The 25,108-nt window shown below is 61.6% G+C and carries 21 protein-coding genes; all 21 read left to right on the forward strand.

The features are described from left to right. Positions 1 to 151: 151 nt before the first annotated feature. The 21 genes from ACZ9BE_RS25270 (at position 152) to pgaA (ending at position 25,101) form a co-directional block, all read left to right on the forward strand. Positions 152 to 1,504, forward strand: a complete 1,353-nt coding sequence (locus tag ACZ9BE_RS25270) for a TolC family outer membrane protein (protein WP_095181152.1) — start codon at positions 152 to 154, stop codon at positions 1,502 to 1,504. 33 nt (positions 1,505 to 1,537) lie between these two features. After that, complete coding sequence (locus ACZ9BE_RS25275) at positions 1,538 to 3,694, forward strand: type I secretion system permease/ATPase (RefSeq protein ID WP_051600365.1); 2,157 nt, start codon at positions 1,538 to 1,540, stop codon at positions 3,692 to 3,694. Next, positions 3,684 to 5,051, forward strand: coding sequence for an HlyD family type I secretion periplasmic adaptor subunit (locus ACZ9BE_RS25280; RefSeq protein WP_024011116.1), 1,368 nt, complete (start codon positions 3,684 to 3,686; stop codon positions 5,049 to 5,051). Before ACZ9BE_RS25275 ends, ACZ9BE_RS25280 begins: the two co-directional genes overlap by 11 nt. Before the next feature lie 333 nt (positions 5,052 to 5,384). Continuing rightward, positions 5,385 to 6,281, forward strand: a complete 897-nt coding sequence (locus ACZ9BE_RS25285; protein WP_150637834.1) for a TauD/TfdA dioxygenase family protein — start codon at positions 5,385 to 5,387, stop codon at positions 6,279 to 6,281. Positions 6,282 to 6,298: 17 nt separating this feature from the next. Continuing rightward, the gene (locus ACZ9BE_RS25290) at positions 6,299 to 7,159 is read left to right on the forward strand and encodes an ABC transporter ATP-binding protein (protein WP_476250060.1); all 861 of its coding nucleotides are present in this window, start codon (positions 6,299 to 6,301) and stop codon (positions 7,157 to 7,159) included. Between the two features lie 20 nt (positions 7,160 to 7,179). Then, positions 7,180 to 8,046, forward strand: a complete 867-nt coding sequence (locus ACZ9BE_RS25295; protein ID WP_041477414.1) for an ABC transporter permease — start codon at positions 7,180 to 7,182, stop codon at positions 8,044 to 8,046. A 174-nt stretch (positions 8,047 to 8,220) separates the two neighbouring features. Continuing rightward, positions 8,221 to 9,138 (forward strand): LysR family transcriptional regulator, encoded by a 918-nt coding sequence (locus ACZ9BE_RS25300; protein WP_016772273.1) that lies wholly within the window; start codon positions 8,221 to 8,223, stop codon positions 9,136 to 9,138. A 224-nt stretch (positions 9,139 to 9,362) separates the two neighbouring features. After that, positions 9,363 to 10,901 (forward strand): MFS transporter, encoded by a 1,539-nt coding sequence (locus ACZ9BE_RS25305; protein ID WP_476250061.1) that lies wholly within the window; start codon positions 9,363 to 9,365, stop codon positions 10,899 to 10,901. Between the two features lie 27 nt (positions 10,902 to 10,928). Beyond that, entirely contained in the window at positions 10,929 to 11,996 is a 1,068-nt protein-coding gene (locus ACZ9BE_RS25310) for an HlyD family secretion protein (protein WP_095181148.1), read from the forward strand. Continuing rightward, on the forward strand, positions 11,993 to 13,588 hold the full coding sequence (locus ACZ9BE_RS25315) for an efflux transporter outer membrane subunit (protein ID WP_460065937.1): 1,596 nt from the start codon (positions 11,993 to 11,995) through the stop codon (positions 13,586 to 13,588). The genes ACZ9BE_RS25310 and ACZ9BE_RS25315 overlap by 4 nt, the downstream gene beginning before the upstream one ends. Before the next feature lie 78 nt (positions 13,589 to 13,666). After that, positions 13,667 to 13,912, forward strand: a complete 246-nt coding sequence (locus ACZ9BE_RS25320) for a DUF2789 domain-containing protein (RefSeq protein ID WP_095181147.1) — start codon at positions 13,667 to 13,669, stop codon at positions 13,910 to 13,912. 89 nt (positions 13,913 to 14,001) lie between these two features. Then, positions 14,002 to 14,247: a type II toxin-antitoxin system Phd/YefM family antitoxin gene (locus tag ACZ9BE_RS25325; RefSeq protein ID WP_041477418.1), complete on the forward strand. Its 246-nt coding sequence runs from the start codon at positions 14,002 to 14,004 to the stop codon at positions 14,245 to 14,247. Continuing rightward, on the forward strand, positions 14,237 to 14,518 hold the full coding sequence (locus ACZ9BE_RS25330) for a type II toxin-antitoxin system RelE family toxin (protein WP_071174010.1): 282 nt from the start codon (positions 14,237 to 14,239) through the stop codon (positions 14,516 to 14,518). Before ACZ9BE_RS25325 ends, ACZ9BE_RS25330 begins: the two co-directional genes overlap by 11 nt. Before the next feature lie 363 nt (positions 14,519 to 14,881). Further along, on the forward strand, positions 14,882 to 15,310 hold the full coding sequence (locus tag ACZ9BE_RS25335; RefSeq protein ID WP_016772266.1) for a MarR family winged helix-turn-helix transcriptional regulator: 429 nt from the start codon (positions 14,882 to 14,884) through the stop codon (positions 15,308 to 15,310). Then, positions 15,307 to 17,370 carry an FUSC family protein gene (locus ACZ9BE_RS25340; protein WP_150742985.1) on the forward strand — a complete coding sequence of 688 codons (2,064 nt, stop codon included), beginning with the start codon at positions 15,307 to 15,309 and terminating at the stop codon, positions 17,368 to 17,370. Before ACZ9BE_RS25335 ends, ACZ9BE_RS25340 begins: the two co-directional genes overlap by 4 nt. Next, positions 17,367 to 17,576: a DUF1656 domain-containing protein gene (locus ACZ9BE_RS25345; protein WP_016772264.1), complete on the forward strand. Its 210-nt coding sequence runs from the start codon at positions 17,367 to 17,369 to the stop codon at positions 17,574 to 17,576. The genes ACZ9BE_RS25340 and ACZ9BE_RS25345 overlap by 4 nt, the downstream gene beginning before the upstream one ends. Continuing rightward, a complete protein-coding gene (locus ACZ9BE_RS25350; protein ID WP_056786955.1) occupies positions 17,573 to 18,460 on the forward strand; it encodes an efflux RND transporter periplasmic adaptor subunit in 888 nt (295 codons plus the stop codon). Before ACZ9BE_RS25345 ends, ACZ9BE_RS25350 begins: the two co-directional genes overlap by 4 nt. Beyond that, on the forward strand, positions 18,457 to 19,899 hold the full coding sequence (locus ACZ9BE_RS25355) for an efflux transporter outer membrane subunit (RefSeq protein WP_073471477.1): 1,443 nt from the start codon (positions 18,457 to 18,459) through the stop codon (positions 19,897 to 19,899). Before ACZ9BE_RS25350 ends, ACZ9BE_RS25355 begins: the two co-directional genes overlap by 4 nt. 93 nt (positions 19,900 to 19,992) lie before the next feature. After that, positions 19,993 to 20,628, forward strand: a complete 636-nt coding sequence (locus ACZ9BE_RS25360) for a hypothetical protein (protein ID WP_056786960.1) — start codon at positions 19,993 to 19,995, stop codon at positions 20,626 to 20,628. A gap of 249 nt (positions 20,629 to 20,877) precedes the next feature. Next, complete coding sequence (locus ACZ9BE_RS25365) at positions 20,878 to 22,383, forward strand: YdgA family protein (RefSeq protein ID WP_016772258.1); 1,506 nt, start codon at positions 20,878 to 20,880, stop codon at positions 22,381 to 22,383. 237 nt (positions 22,384 to 22,620) lie between these two features. After that, positions 22,621 to 25,101: a poly-beta-1,6 N-acetyl-D-glucosamine export porin PgaA gene (gene pgaA, locus ACZ9BE_RS25370; protein ID WP_476250062.1), complete on the forward strand. Its 2,481-nt coding sequence runs from the start codon at positions 22,621 to 22,623 to the stop codon at positions 25,099 to 25,101. Positions 25,102 to 25,108: the final 7 nt, after the last annotated feature.

Raw genomic sequence — 25,108 nt, forward strand, 5'->3', positions numbered from 1 at the left:
ATTGATATTTCCGCGGCGACCTGTCCTTCAGCCTGTCATCCAGTTCCTGTTTTGAACTTTCCGACATACGGTCTTTCGGGTTGCCATCATCCGACGCAGCACCACGTTTCTGCTGTGATTCAAGACAAGAAGTTCCGGGAAAATTCCAACCATGCGTTCGCTTTTGCTCCTTGCCGCTCCCTTCGCTCTCGCCGCCTCTTTTGTACAAGCACAATCCTTACCAGAAGCCATGCAACAGGCGCTGGATGTCCATCCGGAGATTCAGGCGGGGGTCAACAGTCGATTGGCGGCGGATTATCAGTTAAAGGCTGCGAAAGGGGGATACCTGCCCAAGGTCGATCTGCTGGGCGGTTATGGCCGTGAAGGCACTGACAGTGTGACCACGCGAGCGAACGGTGGAAGCAATCACTGGGAGACGTTGAACCGCAGCGAGTCAAGTTTACGTCTCTCGCAAATGGTTTTTGACGGTTTCGCGACGTCCAACGAAGTTGCGCGTCAACAAGCCAACGTCAGCTCCCGTGCTTACTCGCTGCTGGGCACTTCCGAGCGTACTGCACTGACCGTCGCCCAGGTGTATCTGGACGTGCTGACCCGTCGCGAATTCGTGCGTCTGGCCGAGGAGAACCTCAAGAGCCACCAGCGCATCTACGACCAGATCCAGCTGCGCACCCAGCGCGGCGTCGGCAGCGGTGCCGACCTTGATCAGGCCGAAGCGCGCATGGCCCAGGCCCGCAACAACCTGATCACCGAACAGACCAACCTCGCCGACGCGGAAACCAACTTCCTCAGCGCCGTAGGCCAGATGCCCGACCAGCTCGAGCGCCCGGCGCCGTTCATGGCGATGATGCCGGCCAACCTCAATGAAGCCCGCGCGCAAATGCTGGAAAACAGCCCGATCCTGCGTTCCGCCGAGTCGGACATCGCCGCTGCCGAGAAGCAGTTCGCCACCGCCAAATCGACCTTCTACCCGCGTTTCGACGCCGAATTGGGCCGCTCCGCCGACAACGATCTCGATGGTCAGAACGGCCACAACAACGAATGGCAGGCCATGCTGCGCATGCGTTTTAACCTGTATTCCGGCGGCAGCAACAAAGCCGATCTGGAATCCAAGTCGTACCTGGCCAACCAGGCGCTGGACATCCGCAACAACGCCCTGCGTCAGTTGAACGAAGAGCTCGGCCTCGCCTGGAACGCGCTGAACAACGCCAACGCTCAAGTGCCGATCGCCCAGCAATACGTCGATCGCAGCACCTCGGTGCGTACCGCCTACCAGCGTCAATTCAGCCTCGGCGAACGCACCCTGCTGGACTTGCTCGACAGCGAGAACGAGCTGTTCACCGCCTCGCGGCGTCTGGCGGAAATCAAGAACATTCAGTTATTTACTCAGTACCGAATCAAGGCGACCATGGGCCAATTGCTCAAAAGCCAGGGAGTGGTCGCGCCGTTGGCATCCGTTGTGCAGAACGACGTGAAGCCCAAGGTCCAGCTGCCTGGGATGAACTGAGTTATCCCTTCCAACTGTTAAAGAGTGTCGAGCGTGGAATCAGAAGTCAGTCGAGTTCAACTCAGCCATGATCCACGCGCGTTGCATGACGATCCGTTGCTGGATGGTCTGCTCGCCCTGTGCATGCTGCACCAGAAGCCTGCCAGCGCGGCGATGCTGACCACCGGCCTGCCGCTGCCCAAACAACGTTTGAGTGTCGAGTTGCTGCCGCGCGCAGCGGCTCGCGCCGGGCTGCAGGGGCGGGTGTTGCAGCGCAAACTCGAAGAAATTCCGGCGATCGCCATGCCCGCTCTGTTGCTGCTCAAGGATGGCCGCAGTGCCGTCCTGCTCGGCTGGCAGGGCGACAACGAAGCACGCGTGCTGCTCAGCGAAAGCGATGGCGGCGAATCGGTGGTCAGCCGCGAACTGCTGAGCGACGATTACACCGGCAAAGTGTTCTTCGCCCAGCCGCAGCACAAATTCGACGTCAACCACGGCACGCTGATCCCGCGTGCACGCTCATGGTTTCGCGACACCCTCAAGCGTTCGCGCTGGCTGTACGCCGATGCGATCGCCGCCAGTTTCCTGATCAACATCATCGCCATGGCCGCACCGCTGTTCGTGATGAACGTCTACGACCGCGTAGTACCGAACCAGGCCGAAGCAACCCTTTGGGTGCTGGCGCTGGGCATCACCGGCGCTTACATCTTCGACTTGATCCTCAAGAGCCTGCGCAGCCTGTGCCTGGATCTGGCCGGGAAGAAAACCGACCTGATCATCTCCGCCACGCTGTTCGAGCGCATTGTCGGCATGGCGATGAAATACCGCCCGGCGCGGGTCGGTAGTTTTGCCCAGAACATCCATGAGTTTCAGAGCCTGCGCGACTTTCTCGCGTCGCTGACCCTGACCAGCCTGATCGACCTGCCGTTCACCATCCTGATTTTCATCGTCATCGCCATTCTCGGCGGGCATCTGGTGTGGATTCCGGTGCTGGCGTTCCCGATTGCCCTGCTGATCGGCTACGCCTTGCAGAAGCCGTTGATCGCGACCATGGAACGCACCATGGCGCTGGGCGCCGAGCGCCAGTCGAGCCTGATCGAAACCCTCGCCGGTCTGGACGCGGTCAAGGTCAACAACGCCGAAAGCGAGCGCCAGTATCAGTGGGAGCAGACCATCGGCACCCTCAGCCGCCTAGAGCTGCGAGTGAAAATGCTCTCCGGTCTGGCGATGAACATCACCTTGCTGATCCAGCAACTGGCCGGGGTGATCATGATCGTCTTCGGCGTGTACCAGATCATCGCCGGCAACCTGAGCATGGGCGGGCTGATTGCCTGCTACATGCTCAGTGGTCGTGCGCTGAGCCCGCTGGCGTCGCTGTCCGGCCTGCTCACGCGCTATCAACAGGCGCGGGTGACCATGACTTCGGTCGACCAGATGATGGAGCTGCCCCAGGAGCGCAATTTCGAAGAGCGCCCGCTGAGCCGCAAGGTTTTGCAGGGTGCGATCGAATGCCGTCAGCTCAGCTTCACCTACCCGGACCAGCAGAACCCGGCGCTGAAGAACATCAACCTGGTGATCCGTCCCGGCGAGAAGATCGGCATCATCGGCCGCAGCGGTTCGGGCAAGAGTTCGCTGGCGAAATTGCTGGTGGGCCTGTATCAACCGGACGACGGTGCCTTGCTGGTCGACGGCGTGGACATCCGCCAGATCGACGTCAGCGAACTGCGCTACAACATCGGCTACGTACCGCAGGACATTCAGCTGCTGTCCGGCACCCTGCGTGACAACCTGGTGTCCGGCGCGCGTTACGTCGAAGACGAGCTGGTGCTGCAAGCCGCCGAACTGGCCGGCGTCCACGAATTCGCCCGTCTGCACCCGCAAGGCTACGAGCTGCAAGTCGGCGAGCGTGGGCAAAACCTCTCCGGCGGCCAGCGGCAGAACGTCGCCCTGGCCCGGGCGCTGTTGCTCAATCCACCGATCTTGCTGATGGATGAGCCAACCAGTGCGATGGACAACACCGGCGAAGAACGCCTCAAGCAACGCCTCGCAGCAGTGATTGAAAACAAGACCGTGGTGCTGGTCACGCACCGGGCATCGCTGTTGTCGCTGGTCGATCGCCTGCTGGTGATCGATCGCGGGCAGATTCTCGCCGACGGCCCGAAAGCCGCCGTGATGGAAGCGTTGAAGAAGGGGCAGATCAGTGTTGCTTAAGTCCGGTGTCAAGGAGTCGATCCGTCGCTACTTCAAGGGCTCTGCCTCGCTGCAGGGTCAGCCGCTGCCGGAGGTCAACAAGGCGCTGATCGAAGACGCCCCGCGCGTCGTGCGCCTGACCATCTGGGCGATCATCGGCTTCTTCGTGTTCCTCATGCTCTGGGCCAACTTCGCCGTGATCGACGAGGTGACCAAGGGCGACGGCAAGGCGATTCCGTCGTCGAAGATCCAGAAAATCCAGAACCTGGAGGGCGGTATCGTCTCCGAGCTGTTCGTCAAGGAAGGCCAGATCGTCGAGGCCGGCGCGCCGCTGATTCGTCTCGACGACACACGTTTTGCCTCCAACGTCGGCGAAACCGAGGCCGATCGCCTGTCGATGCTGCTGCGTGTCGAGCGTCTGAGCGCGGAAGTCGATGATCGTCCGCTGAATTTCCCCGAGGACGTACTCAAAGCCGTGCCGGGTCAGGCGAAAAGCGAAGAGTCGCTGTACATCAGCCGCCGTCAGCAATTACACGATGAAATCGGCGGCTTGCAGGAGCAGTTGATCCAGCGTCAGCAGGAACTGCGTGAGTTCAGCTCCAAGCAGGCGCAGTACCGTCAGCAACTCGGTTTGCAGCGTCAGGAAATCAACATGTCCGAGCCGCTGGTGGCGCAGGGCGCGGTCTCGCCGGTGGAAGTGTTGCGTCTCAAGCGTGCCGAAGTGGAAACCCGTGGCCAGCTCGACGCGACCACGCTGGCCATCCCGCGCGCGGAATCGGCGATCAAGGAAGTGCAGCGCAAGATCGACGAAACCCGCGGCAAATTCCGCAGCGAAGCGCTGACCCAACTCAACGAAGCCCGCACCGACCTGAACAAGGCCCAGGCCACCGGCAAGGCGCTGGAAGACCGCGTCAGCCGTACGCTGGTTACCTCACCCGTGCGGGGCATCGTCAACAAGTTGCTGGTCAACACTATCGGCGGTGTGATCCAGCCGGGCAGCGACATGGTCGAAATCGTGCCGCTGGACGACACCCTGCTGGTCGAAGCCAAGATCCGCCCGCAGGACATCGCGTTCCTGCATCCGGGTCAGGAAGCGATCGTCAAATTCACCGCCTATGACTACACGATTTACGGCGGCCTGAAGGCACAGCTGGAGCAGATCGGTGCGGATACCATCACCGACGAAGACAAGAAAACCACTTATTACGTGATCAAGGTGCGTACCGAGCGCAGCCACTTGGGCACGGATGAAAAGCCTTTGCTGATCATTCCCGGGATGGTCGCTTCGGTGGATATCATCACTGGCAAGAAGTCGGTGTTGAGCTATTTGCTCAAGCCGATCATTCGCGCGCGGGCTGAAGCGTTGCACGAGCGCTAGATCTTCGGCGCTGGTGACGGCCTATTCGCGAGCAGGCTCGCTCCCACAGGAGATTGCATTCCAACTGTGGGAGCGAGCCTGCTCGCGAAGGCGTCCTCCGAAGCGCTACATATCCGTCGGTAAGTGACACAAATGGTCACCCACCCCCTCACCATTCGCCATATCGTTATTCATTAACGGTATTTAATTTCCAATTCTTATAGCTATAAAGTCACTAACCTGCGTACCTGCCGACCAATCGGCGCGCCGCACGACCTGAACCGACACGCAATCCAGCGTGAGTGTCTGATCGACGAGCGCGTCCGTGAGCGCGCCGTGCGTGGGAGATGATTGATGTCCGCCGCTACTGCCACCGAAAGCGCCGCAACTGCCGCGCCGCAAATCTTCGAAATTCGCCCCTTCAGCGGTGCCGTCGGCGCCGAGATCGTTGGCCTCGACCTGCGCCGGCCGGTCAATGATCAGGACTTCGCGCGCATTCACCGCGCGCACCTGGATCACCACGTCGTGGTCTTTCGCGATCAGCAGATCACCCCGCAACAGCAAATCGATTTCAGCCGTCGCTTCGGCGTGTTGCAGATCCATGTGCTCAAGCAGTTCCTGCTGGCCAATCACCCGGAAATCCTCATCGTTTCCAACATTATCGAGAACGGCCAGAACATCGGTCTCGGTGACGCCGGCAAGTTCTGGCATTCCGATCTCTCCTATAAAGAGCTGCCAAGTCTCGGCTCGATGCTGCACGCCCAAGAGCTGCCCGCCGAGGGCGGCGACACGCTGTTTGCCGACATGCACAAAGCCTGGGACAACCTGCCGGCTGCGTTGCGCAATGCGGTTGAAGGGCGCTTTGCCGCGCATTCCTACACGGCGCGCTACAGCGAGACAAAATTCGAGGGCAACTGGCGCCCGACCCTGACCCCAGAGCAACTGGCCCAAGTCGCCGAAGTGGTGCACCCAGTGGTGCGCACCCATCCGGAAAATGGCCGCAAAGCCTTGTTCGTCAGCGAAGGCTTCACCACGCGCATCGTCGGTCTGCCGGAAGACGAAAGTCGTCAGCTGCTCGGCGAACTCTTCGCTCACAGCGTGCTGCCGCAAAATATCTACCGCCATCAATGGGAGCCGCATGATCTGGTGTTCTGGGACAACCGCTCGCTGATCCACCTCGCCGCCGGCTGCCCTGCGCATCTGCGCCGCAAGTTGTATCGCACGACCATCCAGGGCGATGCGCCTTTCTGATTTGCCGGAGATCGATCATGAACGCCCCTTTGCCAGGCCGCGCGGTCAGCAACCCGATCGCCCACAGCGAAGCGTTGCTGGCCGTCGATCACGTCAGCCTCGAATACCGCACGCCGCAGCGCGTGGTGCGCGCTACCCATCAAGTCAGTTTCGCCGTCGACCCGGCTGATCGTTTCGTCCTGCTCGGCCCGTCCGGGTGCGGGAAATCGACCTTGCTCAAAGCGGTCGCCGGATTCATCCAGCCCTGCGAAGGCGAGATCCGCCTGCAAGGCCAGCGCGTCGATGCGCCGGGGCCGGACCGCATTGTGGTGTTTCAGGAATTCGACCAGTTGCCGCCTTGGAAAACCGTGAAGCAGAACGTGATGTTCCCGCTGCTGGCCTCGCGCACCTTGAACAAGAAAGAAGCCGAAGAGCGTGCGTTGCATTATCTGGAAAAGGTCGGCCTCGCAGCGTTCGCCGACGCCTATCCACACACTTTGTCCGGCGGCATGAAAGCGCGGGTGGCGATCGCCCGGGCGTTGGCCATGCAACCAAAAATTCTTTTGATGGACGAACCCTTCGCTGCACTCGATGCGTTGACCCGCCGCAAGATGCAGGAGGAGTTGCTGCTGCTCTGGGAAGAGGTGCGCTTCACCTTGTTGTTCGTCACCCATTCGATTGAAGAAGCCCTGGTGGTGGGCAATCGCATCCTCTTGTTTTCGCCACATCCGGGCCGGGTGCGCGCCGAAGTGCACAGCCATCAATACGACCTGCACAGCCTCGGCGGCGTGGCGTTTCAGGCGTCGGCGCGGCGCATTCATCGTCTGCTGTTCGATGAGGGCCAGACGCCGGAGACCGAACGTGATCACGACTTCAACGACATTCGCATCGCCTATTGAGCGGCCAGGAGGACTACCCGATGAGCCATTCATCATCCGTGCGTGAAGAATTCGAAACCGTGCTCGAGCCGCTGACCGCAGTGCCGGTCGAGCGCGAGTTGCCGCTTGGCACGCGCCTGTGGCAACAGGGCTGGTTGCGCAAAAGCCTGATCCTGATTGTGCTGGCGATCATCTGGGAGGTGGTCGCGCGGATTCAGAACAACGACCTGATGCTGCCGAGTTTTCTGCAAACCGCGCAGGCCCTGTTCGACGGGCTGCTCAGTGGTGAGCTGCTGGCCAAGGTGTGGATCTCGCTGGTGGTGCTGATCAAAGGCTACCTGATCGGCATCGTCCTCGCGTTCGCCCTGACGACATTGGCGGTCTCGACCCAGTTGGGACGTGATCTGCTCAGCACCATGACCTCGATGTTCAACCCGTTGCCGGCGATTGCCCTGCTGCCGCTGGCGCTGCTCTGGTTCGGCTTGGGGCAGAACAGTCTGATTTTCGTGCTGGTGCATTCGGTGCTGTGGGCGTTGGCGTTGAACACCTATGCCGGATTTCTCGGTGTGTCCGAGACGCTGCGCATGGCCGGGCGCAACTATGGCCTCAAGGGTTTGCGCCTTGTGTTGTTCATCCTGATCCCGGCGGCACTGCCGTCGATTCTCGCCGGTTTGAAGATTGGCTGGGCGTTTGCCTGGCGTACGTTGATCGCGGCCGAATTGGTGTTTGGCGCGACCAGCGGCAAGGGCGGGCTGGGCTGGTACATCTTCCAGAATCGCAATGAGCTGTACACCGACAAGGTGTTTGCCGGGTTGGCGGTGGTGATCCTGATTGGTCTGCTGGTGGAAAATCTGGTGTTTGCCACCCTCGAGCGCGTGACCGTCAAGCGCTGGGGTATGCAGCGCTGAGGTCTTCGTTGGCTGGGCCGGCCTCTTCGCGAGCAGGCTCGCTCCCACATGAGAACGCATTCCAAGGTGGGAGCGAGCCTGCTCGCGAAGAGGCCAGCGCTGGCATCGTCACTCTTTAGGGATGTTTGCTAGCATTGCGCCCGGATCAATCCAGATCAGCCAAGAGTGCTCAGCATGCAACTCCCGGACATGAACCTTCTGGTCGCCCTCGATGCCTTGCTCGACGAGGGCAGTGTGGTCGGCGCGGCGCGGCGGATGAACCTCAGCCCGGCGGCCATGAGCCGCACGCTGACGCGGATTCGCGAAGCCATCGGCGATCCGATTCTGGTGCGCGCCGGGCGTGGCCTGGTGCCGACCCCCAAAGCCCTCGAACTGCGCGAACAGGTGCGCGACGTGGTCGAGCAGGCGGCGCTGCTGTTCCGCTCCGCCGACAGCGTCGAGCTGGGCACCTTGCGCCGGCGCTTCAGCATTCGCGCCAATGATTTCTTCGTCGGCGTTTACGGCGGCAAGCTGTTCGACACCCTCGACCAGCTCGCCCCGCATTGCGAATTGCGCTTCGTCCCGGAAGGCGATGGCGACGATGAAGCGCTGCGCGAAGGGCGCATCGATCTGAGCGTCAGCAACACCCGACCGCTCACGCCGGAGGTTAAGGTACAGAACCTGTTCTCCACGCATTTCGTCGGCTTGGTGCGGGAGAACCATCCTTTGCTCGACGGCGAAATCACTGCCGAGCGCTACGCCGGTTTTTCCCATATCAGCATGTCGCGCCGTGGCATCGCTCGCGGCCCGATCGACACGGCGTTGAATGCGTTGGGGCTGGAGCGTCGAGTGGCGGTGATCGCGCCGAGTTTCCATGCGGCGATGTTTGCCCTGCCGGACTCCGACCTGATCCTGCCGGTGCCTAAAGAAGCCCTGCTCAGCGTGCGGCGGCTGGGCCTGAAACTGCGTTCATTCGACCTGCCGATTCCGCTGCCAATGCTGATGCTGACCCAAGCCTGGCACCCGCGCTTCGACAAGGACCCGGCCCACCGCTGGCTGCGCGAAACCCTCAAGACCTGCTGCGATGAAACGTGGCTGGCGGCACAGCCGTAAATCATCAGACACCATCGAATCCCTGTGGGAGCGAGCCTGCTCGCGAAGGCGTCGAGTCAGTCACCTCAATGGCGGCTGGTCCACCGCTTTCGCGAGCAGGCTCGCTCCCACATAGGCATTCACCGTTGTGTCTGATGCACTTATAACCTGCCAATAAGTCAATTTTCGTCAGCATCAAGCCCCACTAAAATGCTCCGGTATTTCACCCCCGGAGCTTTTCATTCATGACATCCCTGACGGTCACGGCGCCCCTCGCCGCGACCAGCCCGGCGACGGCGGCTGCGCCACCGGTGTTCGGGGCGCGGATCATCATTGGTCTGGTCGGCGTGCTGTTGGCCGTGCTGGTCTCGGGCCTCAACGAGATGGTCACCAAAGTCGCACTCGCCGACATTCGCGGCGCGCTGCACATTGGCTACGACGAAGGCACCTGGCTGGTCGCCAGCTACACGGCCACGTCGGTCGCGGCCATGGCCTTCGCGCCTTGGTGCTCGGTGACTTTCTCGCTGCGTCGCTTCACCCTCTGCGCCATCGGCCTGTTTACCTTGCTCGGCGTGCTGTGCCCGTTCGCCCCGAACTACGAAAGTCTGCTGCTGATGCGCATCCTCCAAGGTCTCGCCGGCGGTGCATTGCCGCCGATGCTGATGACCGTCGCGCTGCGCTTTCTCCCGGCGAACATCAAACTGTACGGACTGGCCGGCTACGCACTGACCGCGACTTTCGGCCCGGGACTCGGCACGCCGCTGGCCGGTCTGTGGACTGAATACGTCGGCTGGCAATGGACCTTCTGGCAGATCATCGTGCCGTGCCTGATCGCCATGGCCGCAGTGGCTTACGGATTGCCCCAGGATCCGCTGCGCTTGGAGCGTCTCAAGTCGTTCAACTGGAAAGGCCTGCTGCTGGGCTTTCCAGCGATCTGCATGCTGGTGATCGGTCTGTTGCAGGGCAATCGACTGGACTGGTTCGAGTCGAATCTGATCTGTGGATTACTCGGTGCCGGTTCGCTGCTGCTGGTGGCTTTTATGATCAATGAATGGTCGCAGCCGATTCCGTTTTTCAAGCTGCAGATGCTCGGCATCCGCAACCTGCTGTTCGCCCTGATCACCCTCGCCGGGGTGTTGATCGTGCTGTTGGCGGTGGTGCTGATTCCGTCGAGTTATCTGGCCCAGGTGCAGGGTTATCGTCCGGCGCAAACCGCGCCGATCATGCTCATTGCCGCGCTGCCGCAGCTGATTGCGCTGCCATTGGTGGCGGCGCTATGCAACTTGCGCTGGGTCGATTGTCGCTGGGTGCTCGGCATGGGTCTGAGCATGCTCGCGCTGTCCTGCCTCGGCGGTTCACACCTGACTTCGGCGTGGATTCGCGATGACTTCTACGTCCTGCAATGGCTGCAGATTTTCGGCCAGCCGATGGCGGTGTTGCCGCTGCTGATGTTGTCGACCGGCAGTATCACGCCGATGGAAGGCCCGTTCGCGTCGGCGTGGTTCAACACCGTCAAGGGCCTTGCCGCCGTGGTCGCCACCGGCGTGATCGAAGCGCTGACCACCGCACGCCTGCATTTCCATTCGACCATGTTGGTCGACAGCCTGGGCAATTCGCCGCTGGCCGATCACAGCGATCCGGGCCTCGCTCACCGCGTGCACGAGCAGGCGGTGGTGCTGACTTCGGCCGATCTCTACGTGTGCATGGCCGGCGTCGCCGTGGCGTTGATCCTGCTGATTTTCTGGCTGCCGACGCGGATTTATCCGCCGCGCGCGCCGACCTGATCGCTGTACTGAAACTGAAGGTTTTTTATGACTCAATCCAAGCAAAAACTCGCGGTGGCCGTGGCTGCCGCGCTGGCGGTGGGCGTGCTGGTGTACCTGGCGATGCCCGGGTTGTTCGGCCAACGCACCGAGCAAACCACCAATGACGCCTTCGTCTCCGCCGACTACACGCTGGTGGTGCCGCGCGTGGCCGGGTTCATCAAGCAGGTGCTGGTCGAAGACAACCAGCAGGTCAAGGCCGGGCAATTGTTGGCGCTGATCGATGACCGTGATTTGCGCGCAGCGGCGGAAGCGGCGGACGCGCAAACCCTGGTCGCGCGGGCGCAATTGCAGAACGCCAATGCGACCCTTGAGCGGCAGGCGTCGCTGATCGCTCAGGCGCAGGCCGCTGTGGTTTCGGCCAAAGCGCAAATGGCCTTTGCGCAGCAGGAACTGAACCGCTACAACCACCTCGCCGGAGTCGGTGCCGGCACCGTGCAGAACGCGCAACAGGCGCGCACGCGCATTGATCAGGCTTCGGCGCGTCTCGACACCGCGACGGCGAAACTGGCGGCCGAACGCAAACAAGTCGAAATCCTCACTGCCCAGCGCAACGCCGCTGAAGGCAATCTGAAACACGCGCAGGCGGCACTGGAAATCGCCAGTTTCAACCTCTCTTACACGCGCATCACCGCGCCGCAGGACGGCATGATCGGCGAGCGTGCGGTGCGTGTCGGTGCCTACGTCACCCCGGGCAGCAAACTGTTGGCGGTGGTGCCGTTGCAGCAGGCCTATGTGGTCGCCAATTTTCAGGAAACCCAGTTGACCGACGTGCAGCCGGGGCAGGATGTGCAAGTGCGGGTCGACAGCTTGGGCGGCGAAGCCCTGACCGGCCGCGTCGAGAGCATTGCGCCGGCAACTGGCGTGACCTTTGCGGCGGTGAAGCCGGATAACGCGACGGGCAACTTCACCAAGGTTGTGCAGCGGATTCCGGTGAAGATCATGCTGGAACCGGGCCAGCCACTGGCCGAGCGCTTGCGGGTGGGAATGTCGGTGGAGGCGAGTATTGATACCGCCAGCTCGAAGGCGTCCGGGCGCGAGGTGACGCAACGATGATCGGTGTTGAATCGGTTGGCCTCATCGCTGGCAAGCCAGCTCCCACAGGGGTCATTGGCAGGCTGAACCATTTTGCACAACCTGCACAATCCTTGTGGGAGCTGGCTTGCCAGCGATGGGGGCATAGGCAGCAGCTCACCCTGAGTGCCTTGCTTGCAGTCAGCCTCAGTGCTTGTACCGTCGGCCCGGACTTCCAGAAACCCGAAGCCACCCAACCTGCCGACTGGGCCAAACCGGCGCGGTCCGCCCCAAGCCAGGCCGTCAGCGAACCCTTGAACGAACGCTGGTGGGAAACCTTCCAGGACCCGCAGCTGTCCGCGCTCACCCAGCGCGCGCTGAACAGCAACCTCGACCTGCAACTGGCCAGCAGCCGCCTGCAACAAAGCCGCGCCGCGCGCCAGGTGATCACCGCCGAGCGTTATCCGAACAGCACCGCCAGCGGCAGCTACGCACGTAAACGCAACAGCGGCGAAGGCTTGAACGATCCATCGGGAAATAACGGCGACGAGGCTTTCAACCTGTGGGATGCCGGTTTCTCGGCGTCATGGGAACTGGACTTCTGGGGCCGCGTGCGCCGTGAAACCGAAGCCGCTGATGCCAATCTCGAAGTGGCAGAAAACGACCGTCGTGACGTACTGCTGACCGTGCTCGCCGACACCGCGCAAAACTACATTCAGCTGCGCGGCGTGCAGAACACCCGCGCCGTCACCGAGCAGAACCTCGACGTCGCCCGCCACAGCCTGAAACTCTCGCAGCTACGGCTGGCCGATGGCGTGGCGACCGATCTGGACGTCGCCGAAGCCGCCGCGCAAGTCGCCGCCATCGAGGCACGGCTGCCGGCGCTCGAGCAGCGTCAGGCGCAACTGATCAACGCGATCAGTCTGTTGATGGGCGAGCCACCGCAAGCTCTCGCTCAAACGTTATCCACAGACGCGGCAGTGCCGCAGTCGCCACTGCAAGTCGCCATCGGCCTGCCGTCGCAATTGGCCGAACGCCGCCCCGATATCCGCCAGGCCGAAGCGCGTCTGCACGCCGCCACCGCCAACATCGGCGTGGCCAAGGGCGATTTCTATCCGCGCATCACCCTGTCCGGCAACCTCGGTTCCCAGGCCATGCAGCTGAGCGATTTCGGTTCATGGGGCTCGCGTGCCTTTGCCATCGGCCCGCAATTCAGCTTGCCGTTGTTCGACGGCGGTCGCCTTCGCGGCATGCTGCAACTGCGCGAAGCCCAGCAACAAGAAGCGGCCATCGCCTACCAGCAGACTGTGCTGCGTGCCTGGCATGAAATCGACGACCAGCTGACCGCCTACAACGCCAGCCAGCGCCGGCGCGACAGCCTCGCCGAAGCCGTGCGTCAGAACCAGATCGCCCTGCGCACCGCGCAACAGCAATACGTCGAAGGCGTGGTCGATTTCGTCAACGTCCTCACCGTGCAGAGCGCCTTGCTCGCCACGCAGGAGCAATGGGTAGAAAGCTCGACCGGGGTGTCACTGGCGATGGTCGGTTTGTACAAGGCGCTTGGCGGTGGATGGCAGTCGGTCTATCCGGCAGCGCAACTGGCCGCAGGCTCACCTGACGTCGCCAGACCCTGAACCCGCAGCGCCAGCTATGATCAACTCCATTGCAGCAAACGGCGCAACGCCGGACCTGAATTGCAGAGGAGTTGCATCATGGAAAATCCGCAGCACAGCCTACCGGCCCTGTTCAAACAACTCGGCCTCGATGACGATCCGACTGGCATCGACAAATTCATCGCCAGCCATTCGCCGCTCAAACCGGAATTGCATCTGGCTGACGCGTTTTTCTGGACGGAAAGTCAGGCGCAGTTTCTGCGCGAGGAGATTCTGGATGATGCGGATTGGGCGGAGGTGGTGGATCAGTTGAATGTGATGTTGCGTAAGGGGCGGGTGGGGTGATCATCGCGAAGTTGTATCCTCGTTGAACGCCACAGTTGTCCACATGGCATAAATAGACCAAAATCACGTCCTAATTTGAGGTTCTTATTATGCAAAGCGTTCTCGCCGATATGGCTGTCAGTGTCTCTGAACTGAAGAAAAATCCTACTGCCGTGTTGAACGGTGCACATGGGGGGGCCGTCGCTGTCCTCAACCACAATCGCGTCATGGGCTATATGGTGCCGGCCGAAGTTTATGAAGCAATGATGGAGCGGCTTGATGATCTTGAGCTGGCTGACATTGTTCGTTCCCGCCTCCACGAAACGCCCATTTCGGTAAGCCTGGATGACTTATAAGCTTGAGTTTCTGCCGTCTGCGCACAAAGAGTGGAACAAGCTGGGTCATACGTTGCGGGAGCAGTTCAAAAAGAAGCTGGGTGAGAGGCTGAAGCTTCCCAGAATCCCGGCTGACGCCCTCCACAGCATGCCCGACTGCTACAAAATCAAACTCAAAGCCTCGGGATATCGATTGGTTTACCAAGTCATCGACGAACGAGTCGTGGTTTCCGTGCTAGCGGTTGGCAAGCGCGAACGCAGCAGCGTTTACGATGCTGCCAGGAACCGTTGAACGAGCCCCCGCTTTATTCAAGTGGCCGATGTTTGTCGATGAGATTCTTGAGTGACCGGACTGGGCCACCAAAGTGCGGGATCAGTTGATGTATCGTCTGGCATGAGGCGCAGCATGTAAAAAAAATTGCGCGAAAAGGCTCAGATGTAAAAAAAACCTCCTTACTGTAAAAAAAATTTCGTTTTGTCCGTCGCATTAGATTTTTTCTTCGAAAAATTACAAATCCAACTCGTGGTACGCCTCGGCCAAGCGTAGGGAGATTTGTTTCAAAACTTGACTGAAATTCCCCTCCAATGCGATATTGATAGTTAGCAAACTAACAGTGTCCGTTATCCCGTGTCCGATTCCCTCGACAGTCTCCAGATGAACATCAGCAGCGCCATGGTGGTGGCCGCCCGGCATTGGCGGAAGATCTGCCAGACCACGCTGGTCAACTATGGAATTTCCGAAGCCTGCGCCGTGCCCTTGTTGATGATCGGGCGTTTGGGCGAGGGCGTGCGTCAGGTGCAAGTCGCCCAGGCTGCGGGGATGGAGAGTCCTTCACTGGTGCGTTTGCTCGATCAGCTGTGCCACGCCGGTTACGTCTGTCGCACCGAAGATGCCCAGGATCGCCGCGCCAAGTGCCTGAGCCTGACCGATACCGGTCGCGAGCTGGTGCAGGCGGTGGAGGCCGAGCTGGTGCGCTTGCGTCATGAGGTGCTGGAAGGCATCGAGCGCAGCGATCTTGAAGCTACGCTTCGGGTACTGAGGGCTTTTGAGGCGGCGAGTTCGCCTGTGGTGGTCAATTCTTGAACGGTTTTTTCACTGGCATGCCGCCGGCCCGTGACTGGTTTTACGGGGTCCGTACTTTTGCAGCGTCGATGATTGCGCTGTACATCGCCTTGCTCATGCAAATGCCGCGTCCGTATTGGGCGATGGCCACGGTGTACATCGTCTCCAGCCCGTTTCTCGGCCCAACCAGCTCCAAAGCGCTGTACCGCGCGGCCGGTACATTTCTCGGCGCAGCGGCGGCGGTGCTGTTCGTGCCGATGTTCGTGCAGAGCCCCTATGTGCTGGTGGTGGTGATCGCGTTGTGGACCGGCATTCTGCTGTTCATGTCCCTGCATCTGCGCACGGCCAACAGCTATGCGCTGATGCTGGCCGGCTACACCTTGCCGCTGATTGCCCTGCCGGTGGTCGATAATCCGCTGGCGGTGTGGGACGTGGCCGAGGCGCGTACCGAAGAGATTTTCCTTGGCATCGCCGTCGCTGCGGTGGTCGGTGCGATGTTCTGGCCGCGACGGCTGGCGCCGGTGTTCAACGATGCGGTGAGCAAGTGGTTCGCCGATGCGACGAGCTACAGCCTGAAGTTTCTCAGCCGCGATGTGCAGCCGGAAGAAGTCACCGCGCTGCGCATGGCCATGGTCGCCAATTTCAACAGCCTCGAGTTGATGATCGGCCAGTTGCCCCACGAAGGCGCGCGGCCACAAACCGTGCGTAACACCAAGGAACTGCGCGGCCGGATGATTCACCTGTTGCCAGTGATCGATGCCCTAGAGGATTCGCTGTACGCCCTCGAACGCCGCACCCCGGAACTGGTGGAAAAATTCCAGCCGTTGCTGACCGCGACCCGGGAATGGCTGGGCCACGCGGACGCCAATCTCGAGCGCTGGCAAGCACTGAGAGATCAACTCGACGCGTTGCAACCGAGCGCCGAAGCGCTGGAGGAGCGCAAACAGTTGCTGTTCTCCAATGCGATCTACCGCCTCGGTGAATTCATCGATCTGTGGCAGGACTGCCGCAGCCTGCAGGATGCGATTCTTTGCGAGCGCCAGGACAGCTGGCGCGCGGTGTACCGGCACTGGCGCCTGGGCCGGTTGACGCCGTTCATCGATCGCGGGCTGATGTTGTATTCGGTGGCCTCGACCATCCTGGCGATCATCGTCGCTTCGGTGCTGTGGATTCTGCTCGGCTGGCCGGACGGCGGCAGCGCGGTGATTCTGGCGGCGGTGGCGTGCAGCTTCTTTGCCTCGATGGACGACCCGGCGCCGCAGATTTACCGGTTCTTTTTCTGGACCGGGATGTCGGTGCTGTTCGCCAGTCTTTACCTGTTTCTGATTCTGCCCAACCTGCACGATTTTCCGATGCTGGTGCTGGCGTTTGCCGTGCCGTTCATTTGCATCGGTACGCTGACCGTGCAGCCGCGTTTCTACCTCGGCATGCTGCTGACGCTGGTCAATACCTCGTCGTTCATCAGTATTCAGGGTGCCTACGACGCGGACTTTTTCGCCTTCGCCAACTCCAATCTGGCTGGACCGCTGGGGCTGTTGTTCGCCTTCATCTGGACGCTGGTAGCGCGGCCATTCGGTGCCGAACTGGCGGCCAAGCGTCTGACCCGATTCAGCTGGAAAGACATCGTCAGCATGACCGAACCGGCCAGCCTCGCCGAGCATCGGCAGTTGGGCGTGCAGTTGCTCGATCGGCTGATGCAGCACCTGCCGCGTCTGGCCCTGACCGGTCAGGACACCGGCATCGCGATGCGTGAAGTGCGTGTCGGTCTGAACATGCTCGATCTGCTTGCCTACACCCCGCGCGTCACCGGCGTGCCAAATGCCCTGTTGCGACAAGTGGTGGGCGAGGTCGGCGAGTATTTTCGCGCCTGCCTCAAAGCCGACGAACGCCTGCCGGCGCCGAGCGGTCTGCTGATGACCCTCGATCGCACGCGCCGAGCGCTGAACGGCCAGGGTGACGATGAAACCCGTCTGCACCTGTTGCACGCCTTGAGCGGTCTGCGTCTGGCCTTGCTGCCCGGCGTCGAGTTCGTCTCCAGCGCCGAGCCCGAAGAACCGCTGCCCGATGGAGCGCCCCTATGATCGGTGATCTGGATATCAGCGGCATCTTCCTGCCGACCCTGCTGGTGCTGATGGGCATCACTTACGTGCTGTTTTTGTTGGTGCATGGCGTGCTGCAACGCCTGCATTTTTACCGTCTGGTCTGGCACCGGGCATTGTTCAACGTGGCGCTCTACGCCGTGCTGCTGTACGGCGTGGACTCACTCAGTCGATACCTGATGACATGAAAAAACCGTTTCTGACCATCGGTCGCGTGGTTCTGACCCTGCTGATCGTGACTTTTGCCGTTGTCCTCGTCTGGCGCATGGTGATGTATTACATGTTCGCGCCGTGGACCCGAGACGGCCACATTCGTGCCGACATCATCCAGATCGCTCCGGACGTGTCCGGGCTGATCCAGCAGGTCGAGGTAAAGGACAACCAGTTGATCAAGCGCGGTCAGGTGCTGTTCAGCATCGACCAGGATCGCTTCAAACTGGCTCTGCGCCAGGCCAAGGCCGCCGTTGCCGATCGCGAAGAAACCCTCGCCCAGGCGCAGCGTGAAGCCAAGCGTAACCGTGGCCTCGGCAACCTGGTGCCGGCCGAACAACTGGAAGAAAGCCAGTCGCGCGTCGCCCGTGCGCAGTCGGCATTGGCCGAAGCCTTGGTGGCGGTCGACAGTGCGCAGCTCAACCTCGATCGCTCGGTGATCCGTAGCCCGGTCGATGGTTACGTCAACGACCGCGCGCCGCGTCCGCAGGAATTCGTCACCGCCGGGCGCCCGGTGTTGTCGGTGGTCGACAGCAACTCCTTTCACATCGACGGCTATTTTGAAGAAACCAAACTCGACGGCATCCACGTCGGGCAATCGGTGGATATCCGCGTGATCGGCGACCGCGCCAGGTTGCGCGGGCATGTCGAAAGTATCGTCGCCGGCATCGAAGACCGCGACCGCACCAGCGGCAGCAACCTGCTGCCCAACGTCAACCCGGCGTTCAGTTGGGTGCGCCTGGCACAGCGGATTCCGGTGCGCATCGCATTCGATGATGTACCGGCCGACTTCCGCATGATTGCCGGGCGTACCGCCACCGTGTCGATCATCGACGACCAGCATGAGGAGCCGCAGCCATGAGCAGGGCTTGGTTGATCGCCGGGTTGGGCGTGATGCTCTCGGCCTGTCAGATGGTCGGCCCGGATTATCAGGTGCCGGCCGACGCGGCGGTGCAGCGCAAGGATATTCAGGGTGAGCTGGCAGTCGCCGGCAAACCGGTGGTCTCGGCGCCGGTGCCAGCGGACTGGTGGCGGCTGTATAAAGACCCGCGCCTCGATCAACTGGTACAGCAGGCCATGGCTTCCAACACCGATTTGCGTGTAGCGGCGGCGAACCTGTCGCGGGCGCGCGCTCAGGTGGATGAAGCCGAGGCCGCTGGCGGCTGGAGCGGCGGGGTGAAAATGGGTGCGCAACGTTTGCAGGAGTCCGGTCAGGCGTTCCTGCTGCCGGAAAAAGTCCCGGTGGCCAACATCGCCGATATCGGCATCAGCGCTTCGTATCAGTTCGACCTGTGGGGCACCTTGCAGCGCGGCATCGAAGCGGCCAAAGCCAATGCCGATGCTACTCAGGCCGCAGCCGACACTGCGCGTATTACCTTGGTGGCGGACGTGGTTCGTGCTTACACCCAGGTCTGCGCAGCCAACGAAGAGCGGGAAATCGCCGAGCATTCTCTCGACCTGCAATCGCAGAGCACCACGCTGATCCAGCGTCTACGTGACGCCGGGCGTGGTGACGAGACCCAGGTCACCCGTTCGCAGACCCAATTCAAATCCCTGCGCGCCGACTTGCCGCGTTATGAAGCGGCGCGTCAGGCCGGGCTGTTCCGTCTGTCGATGCTGCTGGCCAAACCGGTCGAGCAGTTGCCGGCAGGTACAGCCAGTTGCGCCGAGTTGCCGAAGATCGCGCAACTGGTGCCGGTCGGTGACGGCGCTGCGCTGCTCAAGCGCCGTCCCGACATTCGTCAGGCTGAACGGCGCCTCGCGGCGGCAACCGCCGGCATCGGCATTGCCACCGGCGAGCTGTACCCGGACATCAGCATCGGCGCGACCATCGGCACCGTCGGCATCATTGATGACCTCGGCGACCCGTCGACCAACCGCTGGGGCTTCGGCCCGTCGTTGAGCTGGAAAGTACCGACCAACGGCGCCCGCGCGCGCATCCGTGAAGCCGAGGCCAACACTCAAGGCGCGCTAGCGCATTTCGACGGCGTGGTGCTCAACGCCATCCGCGAGACCCAGACCGGTCTGGCCCAGTACAGCGCGCTGCTGCAACGCCGCGATGCGCTGGCCGAAGCCGAGCAGTCGGCGAAGCTCGCCGCCGAGCAGACGCACCGCTTCTTCCAGGCCGGCCGCGAGTCGTTCCTCGCCGACCTGCAAGCAACCCGCACCTACACCGATGTCACCGCGCAACTGGCCGCCGCCAACACCCAGGTCGCAATGAGCCAGATCGATTTGTTCCTCGCCCTGGGCGGTGGCTGGGAAAGCGGACGAACGAACACCTCGAGCGCCAGCAAACCCTGAGGCCGTTGCTATGCTTTGAAGTGTTGGAGGGGCGCCCCATGCCAAGCGCTCCTGCAATGCACATTGCTCGTGCTGGCCCAGGGGAAACCAATAATGAAAAACCCTTACGCTCTCGGCTTCTGGTGCGCTCTGGTGGCGCTGGTGCTGCTCTCGGCCACGTATTTCTACGGGATCATGCTGGCCCACCAGATCGACACGGCAATGGTTTTCCTCGACAGCGCCGTTGCTTTGATCGCGGTGATGGCGATCGTCGTCGTGGCGTGGACCTCGATTCAGCTGCAACGGGTCAAGAAGCGCCAGCTCGAGCGCGGCAAGATGCTCGTGCTGATCTGGGACACCAAAGTCGCCCTGCGCCGGGTTGAAACCGTGTTCGACCGCTACTTCTGGGGCAGTTACTGGCAGCCCGGGCGAACCTTCGCCGAGGTCATGGGCGAGCTCACCGGCACGCCGCTGGAAAAAAGCCTCGAAGGGCTGAAGAAGCAATGCCTGGAACTCGACAAGCAGATCGCCGATGACGGCTGGCACTGGCTGAACAACGCCCGCGAGCTGTCCGACGTCGCCACGGCCATGGCTCGTGAACGCTATCAGCTGGATTTCTGCGATGTGCGGGCGGATACCACCGGCGGAGCGGTGATCGATCGCGACTTTGAAGTGCTGGTGTATACCTGGACCGCGCGGCTGAAGAGCTTTGATCATCAGTTGGATGAAATCGAGGTTCAATATTCCTGAAATCAAAAGATCGCAGCCTTCGGCAGCTCCTACAGGACAATCGGATTGCAAATGTAGGAGCTGCCGAAGGCTGCGATCTTTTTGCTCTCCCAAGTGTCCATAGACACTCTTTAACCTTTAAACATTGGGCCGTCGCCCGCGCCCGGTGCTAATCTCCACCGCTTAATTGCGCACAGTCGAGCCGCGACCCGATCCCGGGTTCAAGGAAGACGACTTCATCCACAGCCACGGAAACCGATCAGGTCATTCATGAATAAATCAGCAGGCGTGCTTCTCGGAATTGTTGTTGCCATTGGCGCGATCAGCGCAGGCGGGGCCTGGTACACCGGGACCAAGATCGAAGGCGTACTGAACAACGCCGTGACCAACGCCAACAAAGAGCTGCAGACCGCCATGGCCGGCTCCAACGGCACCGCGTCGCTGGAACTGGTATCGCTGGAGCGCCACACCTTCACCAGCACCGCGCACTATCGTCTCAAGGGCGAGGGCGAGATGTTCGGCGATGCGCCGGTCGAGCTGCTGTTCGTCGACCACATCGAACACGGCCCGCTGCCGTTCTCGCGCCTGGTTTCGCTGAAGTGGCTGCCGGTCATGGCCACCAGCAACTACGAGCTGGAAAAGAGCCCGTCCACGGAAAAATGGTTCGCCGCCACCAACGGCGCCGCGCCGCTCAAGGGCGTGACCAACATCGGCTACGACGAATCGACCACCAGCACTCTGAATCTGGTGCCGTTCGAAACCGCGCTGGATGAGCAGTCGAGCCTGAAGTTTTCCGGTCTGAGCATGGACATCGCCGCCAGCGCCCAGGCGCAGAAGGTCAAGGCCGACGGCTACATGGACAACCTGAAACTGGTCACCGTGTCGGAAGACCAGGCGCCGGTGCAGGTCGAGCTCAACGGTCTGACCCTGGCCAGCAACCTCGCCAAGAGCAGCTACGGCTACTACACCGGGGAAAACACCCTGGAAGTGACCAGCAGCAAAACCACCTTCGGCGCCAAGCCGATGGTGCTGGGCGTGAAGAACTTCGAAATGAAGAACCGCACCGAAGAAAGCGGCAGCAACGCCTCGGGGCGTGCCGACTACAAAATCGGCGAAGTGACGCTCAACGACAAGAAAGTCGGTTCGGCGGCCATGGCCATGAGCCTGAAGAACCTCGACATTCCGTCGACCATGTCGCTGATGCAGATCTATCAGACCAAATTGCAGCCATACGAAAAAGCTGCCGCCGAGGCCGCCGCGCAGGGTTTGCCGGCACCGGAGCTGAATCTGACCGAAGCGGAAAATGCCCAGGTCAAAGCCGATCTGCAAAAGTTGCTGGCGGCCGGCCCGCAACTGGCGCTGGAGAACCTGTCGTTCAACACCGCCAACGGTGAAAGCCGCGCCAATCTGGTGATCGACCTGACCAAGCCGCAATCGATGGATCTGCCGCCGGATCAACTCGGCAAGCAACTGATCGCGCTGCTCGACCTGAACATTCAGGTATCCAAGCCGATGCTGGTCGATCTGCTCAGCGTGCAGGCGCAACTCGATGGCCAGACTGACGCCAAAGCCATCGTCGACCAGTCCAAGGAAGCGGCGGACATGTTCGCCGGCATGGCGGTCGGCTCGCAACTGGCTGTCGCCGACGGCACCAACGTGGTGACCAAACTGCATTACGCGGCCAATCAGGTCGAATTCAACGGCCAGAAGATGACCGTCGAGCAGTTCATCGGTTTCCTCATGAGCAAGTTTGCCGGCGTCACCCAAGAGCAATAAACCCAACCGCGCCCCCCCCAGACGCCCGGCCCCTGTGTGAACAGGCGCCGGGCGTTTTGCTGTACGGATTTTGTACAGATGGACCGATTCTGAACAAATATTGCGTTGTGAAAATTCACTCTCGCTTGCGTGCAGACTGCCTCACCAAGCTTGGCCGAAGGCTGTTTTTGTCGGCCACCGTTACGAATGGGCAAGGAGGGCATTGCGACCCGGCTGGCCATGTAAGGATGCTGACAAATGCCGCGTATTGATGGCCCTGTATTACATCGTGGTTTACGCCCTTTGTTCCGATTCGCCCTGTGCAGCCAGTTGCTCTGGCCGCTGCTGGCGTTGGCCGACACACCCTACGACGAGATGGTGCGCGATGCCCGGGCCGGGCATTACACGCCTGCGTTGACCGTGCTGCGTCAGGTGCCGCCTGGCCAGGCCAGCGAAGGCCAGGTCAGCGATCATCTGCAAATCGCCAGTTGGGCCGGGCTCGATGCCGAAGTGGTCAAGGTCTATGAAACCCAAGGCCGTGACCGCGTTCTGCCGGTGCAGGCGCTGACTGCCGTTGCGCGTGCCTATCGCAACCTCAAGCGCTGGGATCAGGCCATCCAGGTGTACAACAAGGCGCTGGCGCTGGAGCCGGACAACGCCGACCTGCAACTGGGTCTCGCGCTGACCCAGGCCGATTCCGGCAAACCCGATCAGGCCGTCACCCGCGCCCAGGCGCTGGTCGCCGCCAAACCCGACGATCCGTCACGCCGTCTCGCCTTGGGCTACGCACTCGGTCGCGCCGGCAAACAGTACGACGCACTCTTCGAATACGATCAGGCCTTCATCCGCGCCGGCAACAAGCCGGAAGTTGCCCGCGAGTATGTGGTCGCCCTGCAAAAGGCCCGCCTGCCTGAACCGGCGCTGCGTCTGGCCAGTCAACGTCCAGGCCTGATTGATCCGGTGACCTTGCGCCGGCTCGAAGGTGATCTCGCCGCCGAACGCGTGCGCCTTGCCGAACTGGCCACCCGCAGCGAGAAGGAACGCTACGTCATTGCCGACCGCGCGCTGGCCGATTACGACAAATTGCTCGCAACCTGGACGCCCGACGCCACTGCTCACGACGACGTGACGCGCTGGCGCATCGACCGCATGGGCGCGCTCAAGGCGCGGGCGCGCACCGCCGACGTCATCAGCGAATATCAAAAGCTGCAAGCCGAGGGCGTGGAGATTCCGACCTATGCCCTGCGCTGGGTGGCAGCGTCTTATCTGGATCAGCGTGAGCCTGAGATTGCTACCGACCTGTATCGCCAGGTGCTTTCGGCGCCGGACGCCGATGCCGGTGATCGTCTCGAAGACACCACTGCGCTGTACTACGCCCTGCTGGAAAGCGACCGCGCCGACGAAGCACGCAAGGTCGCCGAAGACGCAGCGAAAGCCCAGCGTCCGCGCGTCGAGCTCAAAGGTCTGCCCATCGGCAACCCCAACGATGAATGGATGGACGCCCAGCAACTCGCCGCCCAGGCCGGTACCTACGGTTCCGATCTTCCGCACGGTGAAGAGCGTTTGCAGACTTTGGTCGATCAGGCGCCGGGCAACCTTGGCTTGCGTCTGGCCCAGGCCGATCTTTACCTCGCCCGACAGTGGCCGCGCCGCGCGGAAAATCAGCTCAAGGAAACCGAGAGCATGGCGCCCCGCGATGCCGGCCTGGAAGTCGCTCAGGCGCGCACCGCGATGGAGTTGCAGGAGTGGCGGCAGAACGATGCGCTGGTCGACGATGTGGTCGCGCGTTATCCGGACAACCGCCAAGTGCAGCGCCTGGCTCGCGAACGGGAAGTGCATGACATGGCCGAACTGCGCGTCGAAGCCTACGGCGGCAAGGCCAACGGTGGCGGCAGCGGCGATGCCGGTGCGGTCAGCGGCAGCCGTGATTTCGGTATCCAGAGCACGCTGTACAGCCCGCCGATCAACGAAGACTGGCGTGTCTTCGCCGGGGCCGGTTATGCCACCGGTGATTTCGCCGAAGGCACCGGCCACCATCGCTTCCAGCGTGTCGGCCTGGAACGGCACACCCGTGACATGACCCTCGAAGCCGAGGTGTCGAATCACGATTACGGCTTCGGTGACAAACAAGGCGCACGCCTGGCGATAGCCCGCGACATCAACGATCACTGGCAGTACGGCGGCAGCCTCGAATACCTCTCGGCGGAAACGCCGCTGCGCGCGCTCAACAGCGACATCAAGGCCAATGGCGGCAGTGCGTTCCTGCGCTGGCGCGCCAACGAAAGTCGCGAGTGGCGCGTGTCGGTCAGCCCGTCGCACTTCAGCGATGGCAACAACCGCGTCGAAGCCTTGGTGACCGGGCGCGAGGGTATCTACACCGCGCCGAACATCCAGGTCGACGCTGGTCTGGAAGTCGGCACCAGCCACAACTCGAAATCCGACGACGTGCCCTACTTCAACCCGAAGTCGGACTTCAGCGTGATGCCGCTGGTCAACGTCAACCACGTGCTCTACCACCGCTACGAGACTTCCTGGAGCCAGCAATTCCAGGCCGGCGCGGGCACTTACAGTCAGCGCGACCACGGCACCGGCGGCATGGCGTTGCTCGGTTACGGCCAACGGTACGCCTGGAACGACGTGTTCGATGTGGGCGGCATGTTCAGTGTGATCAACCGGCCTTATGACGGTGATCGGGAAACTGATCTGCGTCTGCTTGTCGACCTCACTTTCCGCTTCTAGAAGAGTT

It is taken from the genome of Pseudomonas sp. TE9122, assembly GCF_056278925.1.